The sequence below is a fragment of the Romboutsia sp. genome, assembly GCF_051659545.1.
In the GTDB taxonomy this organism is placed as follows: Bacteria; Bacillota; Clostridia; order Peptostreptococcales; family Peptostreptococcaceae; genus JBOFOR01.
In genome coordinates this window covers 1-7,000 of record NZ_JBOFOR010000063.1, presented here as the reverse complement: position 1 = coordinate 7,000, position 7,000 = coordinate 1, and the positions used below count along the sequence as shown (strand labels likewise).

At 26.4% G+C, this 7,000-nt stretch carries 8 protein-coding genes; all 8 read left to right on the top strand.

The features are described 5' to 3' along the window. Positions 1–250 precede the first annotated feature (250 nt). Positions 251–1,507 carry a nucleotide sugar dehydrogenase gene (locus tag ACRC03_RS03580; protein ID WP_438651181.1) on the top strand — a complete coding sequence of 419 codons (1,257 nt, stop codon included), beginning with the start codon at positions 251–253 and terminating at the stop codon, positions 1,505–1,507. A gap of 23 nt (positions 1,508–1,530) precedes the next feature. Further along, positions 1,531–1,689 (top strand): hypothetical protein, encoded by a 159-nt coding sequence (locus tag ACRC03_RS03575; protein WP_438651180.1) that lies wholly within the window; start codon positions 1,531–1,533, stop codon positions 1,687–1,689. Between the two features lie 125 nt (positions 1,690–1,814). Continuing rightward, on the top strand, positions 1,815–2,168 hold the full coding sequence (locus tag ACRC03_RS03570; RefSeq protein ID WP_438651179.1) for a hypothetical protein: 354 nt from the start codon (positions 1,815–1,817) through the stop codon (positions 2,166–2,168). Positions 2,169–2,193: 25 nt separating this feature from the next. After that, on the top strand, positions 2,194–2,337 hold the full coding sequence (locus ACRC03_RS03565; RefSeq protein ID WP_438651178.1) for a DUF6270 domain-containing protein: 144 nt from the start codon (positions 2,194–2,196) through the stop codon (positions 2,335–2,337). A gap of 260 nt (positions 2,338–2,597) precedes the next feature. Continuing rightward, positions 2,598–3,065, top strand: coding sequence for a glycosyltransferase (locus ACRC03_RS03560; RefSeq protein ID WP_438651182.1), 468 nt, complete (start codon positions 2,598–2,600; stop codon positions 3,063–3,065). A gap of 61 nt (positions 3,066–3,126) precedes the next feature. Continuing rightward, complete coding sequence (locus ACRC03_RS03555) at positions 3,127–3,645, top strand: hypothetical protein (protein ID WP_438651177.1); 519 nt, start codon at positions 3,127–3,129, stop codon at positions 3,643–3,645. A gap of 334 nt (positions 3,646–3,979) precedes the next feature. Continuing rightward, positions 3,980–4,786: a G5 domain-containing protein gene (locus tag ACRC03_RS03550; RefSeq protein ID WP_438651176.1), complete on the top strand. Its 807-nt coding sequence runs from the start codon at positions 3,980–3,982 to the stop codon at positions 4,784–4,786. Between the two features lie 150 nt (positions 4,787–4,936). Further along, on the top strand, positions 4,937–6,634 hold the full coding sequence (locus tag ACRC03_RS03545) for a phospho-sugar mutase (RefSeq protein WP_438651175.1): 1,698 nt from the start codon (positions 4,937–4,939) through the stop codon (positions 6,632–6,634). Positions 6,635–7,000 lie beyond the last annotated feature (366 nt).

Here is a 7,000-nt window from a genome sequence, read left to right as displayed (position 1 = left end):
ATAGATAAGCATAAGTTTGGTTTGAAATATTTCTCTATAGATAAATATAATTTGATATCAGAATATTATACTATCTCTAAGATTGAAAATATATTTAAAATAAATAACAATGATGATGTAATAAAAAATATAACTATTTAAAATACAGTTGTCGATAAATGTAAAGTAACAAAATAAATTTATTTATCATATTATAAATAAATTCTAATTTTTAAGTTTGGTAAAAAAAAATAAATAGGGAGTAATAAATATGAATAAGAAAATTTGCATAGTTGGACTTGGATATATAGGACTTCCGACAGCTGCTATGCTTGCAAGTTGTGGGCATAATGTAATTGGGGTAGATACAAATAAAAAAGTAGTTGAAAATTTAAAAATGGGAAAAATTCTTATCAAAGAACCACATCTTGACAAATTAGTAAAAGAAGTTGTAAAAAATAAAAACTTAATAGCTATAAATGTACCTTGTGAGGCTGATGTATTTATTATTGCTGTACCTACTCCAATAAATGAAGAAAAAAAAGCAAACTTAGATTATGTACTAAATGCAATGAACTCAATACTTCCATATTTAAAAAAAGGTAATGTCGTAATCTTAGAGTCAACATCGCCTGTAGGTACAACTAAAGATATACTAAAACCGATACTTGAGAGTACCAATTTAAAAGTAGGAGAAGATTTGTACTTAGCCTATTGTCCAGAAAGAGTACTTCCTGGAAATATATTAACTGAATTAGCAAATAATCACAGAGTAATCGGTGGAATAAATGAAGCATCTGCTCTAATAGTAAAACAAATTTACGAATGTTTTGTAAGAGGAGATATATATATAACAGATACAAAAACTGCAGAAATGGTAAAATTGGTAGAAAATACTTATAGAGATGTAAATATAGCTCTATCTAATGAGTTATTAAAAATATGTGACTCTATGAGTATAAACATTTGGAATGTAATTAAATATTCTAATAAGCATCCACGAGTTAATCTATTAGATCCAGGACCGGGAGTAGGTGGACATTGCTTAGCTGTGGATCCATGGTTTATTGTTGAAAATAGCCCTAACCTATCAAATATAATAAAACTATCTAGACTCACAAATGATTCAATGCCTAGATATATTTTTAATAACATAGATTGCTTAATAAAGCATACAAGAGGTAATAAAAAAGTTTCTATACTTGGAATGACATATAAGGCAGACATTGATGATATAAGACAAAGTCCTATTGTTGACCTTATTGATATTCTTCAAGAAAATAATTATGAAGTTTCTATATATGACCCTTATGTAAAAGAGCACGCTTTAATAGAGGATGATTTATTTAAGTGTGTAAAAAATAGTAGTATATTAGTAATAGGTGTAAACCATAGTGTATTTAAATATATAGATTTTAAAGAAATAATTGAAGTAATGAGTGGCAATTTAATTTTAGATACAAGAAATTTCTTAGATAAAGATAAGTTAGAAAAAATAGGTTTCAAGTATAAGTTAGTTGGAGCATAGAAGTATCAATGGAGGTTTATTGAATGAACAAAGTAATAGTTATTAATATGAATTTTAACACCTTAAACTTTAACCCTGCTAGACTTACAGAAGATTGGATAATCCATAGAATAAAAATATTTATGAATTACACTTGTCGAAGTATTATCAACCAAACAAATCAATCTTTTATTTGCTTTTAAAATTAAAGTTTTTTGCAGCAAATATTCAAGCAATGATTATAAAGAAAGATATCTTGATAAATAATAATCTTATTGGTATTGAGAGATCATTTTGTGAAGATACCTTACTTTTTTATCAGCTATTAATGACCTCTCAAAGAACAAAGGTAATAGATGAAACGATTTTTATATATCATACTAACAATTCAGGCTCAGCTGTTAATAATATAAACAGTGATTTTTATAGTAAATATTTAGTATTAGAAAGTAAAAAAATAGAAATTTTAAGTAAGTATAATGTTTTAGATGAGTATCTAAATACTCGATATGATCTTTACTTTAAATTTTGGTATCTAGGAAAATTAAAAAAGATAAGTGATGAAAATGAAATAGAAAAATCTAAAATACTACTTGATCAAATATACAAGTTATACGATGGAAAGTGGCTAGTTAAAGATATAGAATTAGTAGAATATTTTAAAGTCAGAGGGTTATTATAATATTTTAATATTGAATGTGTTAAATATGAATGAAATTATAATATTAGGGTCCTGTGTAAGCATAGATATATTTAATTTTAGTAATGATTTTAAGATTAATGAGTATTTTCCAAGAACCACATTAAGCTCTGTTTTTGGAGAAAAATTTAATGATTTATTTGCTCTATAGTGGTCTTTAGTACTTTTTTACGCTTAAGGAAATTATATTGCCTAAAAAATTGTGGATAAGTTACGATATTCAAGCAATGTCAACATACTTAGTGAAAGTAAAAAAGATTTTTAGCAACGCGCAGAGCCGTTGGCGATATGAAGTGTTTCGCCGACAGGTCGCTCAAGCGAAGCGAATTTTTTATTTCTCATGAAAAAGATGATATACATTCATGTCTGTAGGTCTTCCGTATCATTTATACAAAAAAACGAACTTCATAAATAAATGTATCATCTTCACCGCCCCAACATTTAAATATTTCGTCAAATACTCCACGTTCTTTAAAGTTCTCTCTTTTTACAGTTACTATAATTACGTATAATCAAAAATCATATTTAAAGGATTTTATTATGTCTATTTTAAATCAAGATTATTCTAAAATTGAAATAATAATAATTGATGATGATTTTGATAAATTGGAAATTGAAGAATATATAGTAGAAAATAAAAAAGAAAACTTAGTAAGTTTCATAGTTAATGAAAATAATGTAAATATAGGAGAAGGTACAGCAATAGTAACTTGCTCACTGGTTATAAAAGATTGCCAGCCATGGTATATATATATTGGAATACCTGTAAAAAAAATAAAAGAGCAAAGCAAAAAATTTAGAACTAGAGCAAGAAATGAATATCAAAAAATAAATTTAAAAATAGAACTAAACTACAAAACTGTGCATATTATACAATAAAATATTATTCATTTAGTATTTTATATATAAATTTATAAATCGTACTGGAGGAGTACTATAAATGAGCTGTAATAATATAGTAACTTTCGAAAATTTAATACCTATTCCAAATGGCTTAGAATATGTAGTTCCAAGTGGTGAAACTACATTTTATGTAGCTGTTAATACTGATGATTTAAAACCTGCTCCACATTTGGGCAAATATAACATTGAAGATGTTAATAATATTTGTCCTAATAAATCTGTTAATGGATTTGTTGATTTATATGAAATTCGAGTATCTGGCTACTTAACGTATTCAATTTCAGTGAAATGCTTAGCTAGTAGTATTAACTTTACTACAAATGTTTCAAGTACTCAAAAAAAAGGATGTATTTCTCAAAGTTCTATACTACCTATGTCCTCACCAGGATTAGATAGTACAACTTTACCTTATGTAGTAACAAAGTATAGCGCAGATAACTCAACAGATATAAATGTAAAAGTTTCTCTATTAGATATAAGTATAGATTCACCAATAGTAATAGATGGAAATTCAGTAGTAATACTAAGAGGTTCTTTTAAAATATCAACAGATTAATATAACAGGAAAAAGTGTCTCAAAATAATTTTCTAATTATAGAGGCACTTTTTTTATGTTAATAAAAGCTTTTTCTATAATATAACTAGCATAAGTAGTAAGTAAATTTGAGCATGCATTAAATATGAAATAAAAGTTACAAAAAAGTTACATATATGAAGAAGAGTAACAATATACATATATTACAAGGTCGATTATTAAATAAAATTTAATATTTCAAAACATTCAATATGGACTATCTAGTAAAAATTATATAAAAAAGTAACTTCAGAAAATAGTTGGTAAAGCATAAAGATTATATTTTTATAAACTAAAATAGTAGGAGGGAAATGCTTTGAATAATGAAGAAAATAAAAGAGTAAGCTCAATATTAGTAGTTATATCTCTATTGATTATTTCATTAGGTACATATTGTAATTTATACAAAGAACAAATAAGTTTGTGTATTGCTAGAAAGGAAACAAAAGTATCAACATTCAAAAAAACGGTTAAAGAATTATTGGATGAAAATAATGTAAAATACGATAATGATGATAAAATAACGCCTAGCTTAAATGCAATAACTAAGGATGGTATGAAAATAAAAGTAATAAAAGTAGATGTAAAAGAAGCTAAAGAATATGAAAATATACCATTTGAAACAAATCTAATAGAAGACAAAAACTTAATTAAGGGAATAACAAAAATTGAACAAGATGGAAAATATGGAGAAAAGGAACTTTTATATAAATTAGTTTATGAAGATGATAAATTAGTAGATAAAAAGTTGATAAAAGAAATTATTTGTACAGAACCAACAGAAAAAATTATAAAAAAGGGGACAAAAGAAGATTTTAAGTTAACTTCAAGAGGAGATATTTCGAGAGTTGGCAAATCTGAATATATGAAGGTAGTTGCTACAGCATATGCTGGTGATACAATAACATCTACAGGTACAGCACCTAAGTGGGGAACCATTGCTATAGATCCAAGAATAATACCTTATGGAAGTAAAGTTTATATCCCTATATTTAACATGATTTTTACTGCTGAAGACTGTGGAGGTGCTATTAAAGGAAATAGAATAGATATATTTATGTATAGTGAAAGTCAATGCAATGATTGGGGAAGACGTTCTATAGATATATACATAGTTAACTAATTTTAATTATTAACTTTAGTTTCTGTAGGAAAATGTTTATTTTAAATAATTTTTGATTTATTTATAGTATTTACTAAAAAAGGAAAAAAGTATAAAATATACATATGCGAAAGCAAAACAAAAGATACATAAGGGGAGGAATAGTGTACTATGTGCTACATGCAAAAATATGAAGAATGGCTAAATAACTCATACTTCGATAATAATACAAAAGAAGACTTAAAAAAAATATCAAATAATAAAAGTGAAATAGAAGATAGATTTTATAAAAATCTAGAGTTTGGCACTGCTGGACTTAGAGGTGTAATCGCTGCGGGAACTAATAGAATTAATAAATATACAATAAGAAGAACAACTTTTGGTCTAGCTAACTATATAATAAAAAATACTACTGAAGAAGATAAAAATAGAGGGGTAGTAATCGCACATGACAATAGACATATGTCTAGAGAATTTTGTATAGAAACTGCAAATACATTGGCAGCATGTGGAATAAAAGCTTATATATTTAATAACTTAAGAACGACTCCTGAGTTATCTTTTGCAGTAAGAAATTTAAATACAATAGCTGGAGTAGTGATAACAGCTAGCCATAATCCTCCTGAATACAATGGATATAAAGTATATTGGGAAGATGGTTCACAAGTAATGCCACACATAGCAACTGCTATAACTGAAGAAATAAACAGTATAACTGATTACAGCACAATCCCTACATTAAGTAATGAAAATAAAGATTTAGTTATAATGCTAAGATGTGAGGATGATACTGCATTTATAGAAGCTGTTAAAAAACAAGTTATAAGAAAAGAACTAATAGAAGAAATTGGAAAAGATTTTAAAATTGTATTTACACCACTTTGTGGTACAGGAAATATACCAATAAAAAGAGCTCTTTCAGAAGTAGGATTTAAAAATATAGTAATTGTTCCAGAGGAAGAACAACCAGATCCTAATTTTGCAGGTATAGAATATCCTAATCCAGAAGAACAAAAAGCGTTAATTAGAGGAATAGAACTTGCAAAAGAAAAAGGTGCAGATTTAGTAATAGCAACTGATCCTGACTGTGATAGAGTTGGCGTTGCAGTTAGAACTACAACTGGAGAATATGCTCTACTTACAGGAAATCAAATTGGAGGGCTTCTTACTAACTACATAATAGAAGGTTTAAAAGAAAAAAATAAGCTAAAAGAAAACTCAGCTTTAGTAAAAACTATAGTAACCTCTGAGTTTGGAGCATATATAGCTAAAGCAAATAATGTAGATGTATTAAATGTTCTTACTGGATTTAAATTTATAGGTGAAAAAATAAAGTTATTTGAAGAAACTAAAGAAAAAACTTATATATTTGGATATGAAGAAAGCTATGGATATTTAGTAGGAACTCATGCTAGAGATAAGGATGGAGTTGTAGCCTCAGTACTAATATCAGAAATGGCTGCATTTTATTGTTCTAAAGGAATGAGTTTATATGAAGGGTTAATAGATTTATATAACAAATATGGATTCTTCAAAGAAAAAACTATGTCTATAACATTAAAAGGTATTGAAGGATTAGCTAAAATACAAGATATAATGACTTATTTTAGAAAAACAGAAATCAAATCTATAAATAATACTAATATAGTAGATGTAAAAGATTACAATAAAGGAATAGATGGTCTCCCAAAAGCAGACGTATTAAAATATTTCTTAGAGGATGGTTCTTGGATAGCAATTAGACCTTCTGGAACAGAACCTAAGCTTAAGTTCTATATAGCGTTAAAAGGAAAAGATGAAAATGAAGCTAATGAAAAGCTAGTTGAAATAAATAAAGATATAGATATAATCTTAGAAAAACTAATATAAACAATAGAAGGATGTAACTTTTAGTTGCATCCTTTTTTAAGCAAAGGGCAAAGTGTTGGAAGAATATTTTTTTGTATTGTTTAAGCTAAATGAGTTGTTATATAGTTAAAGGAATTTATAAATTATAATTTAAATAGTATATTACTAGACAGTCAAAAGTTCTAAAAAAAAATAACCCTTTTATATAGATTTATAGTATCCTAAAAGTTACAACACAGAAAGGATAACATCTATTAAAGAGTTATTTACATATAATAACACATTATTTAGATTGATACTATACAGATGCTTAAATTAATTGATAATATTTTAAATGAATTTAAAGATTGCTTTACAAGAAATGCCACATTCAAGTGGTTTGTTACA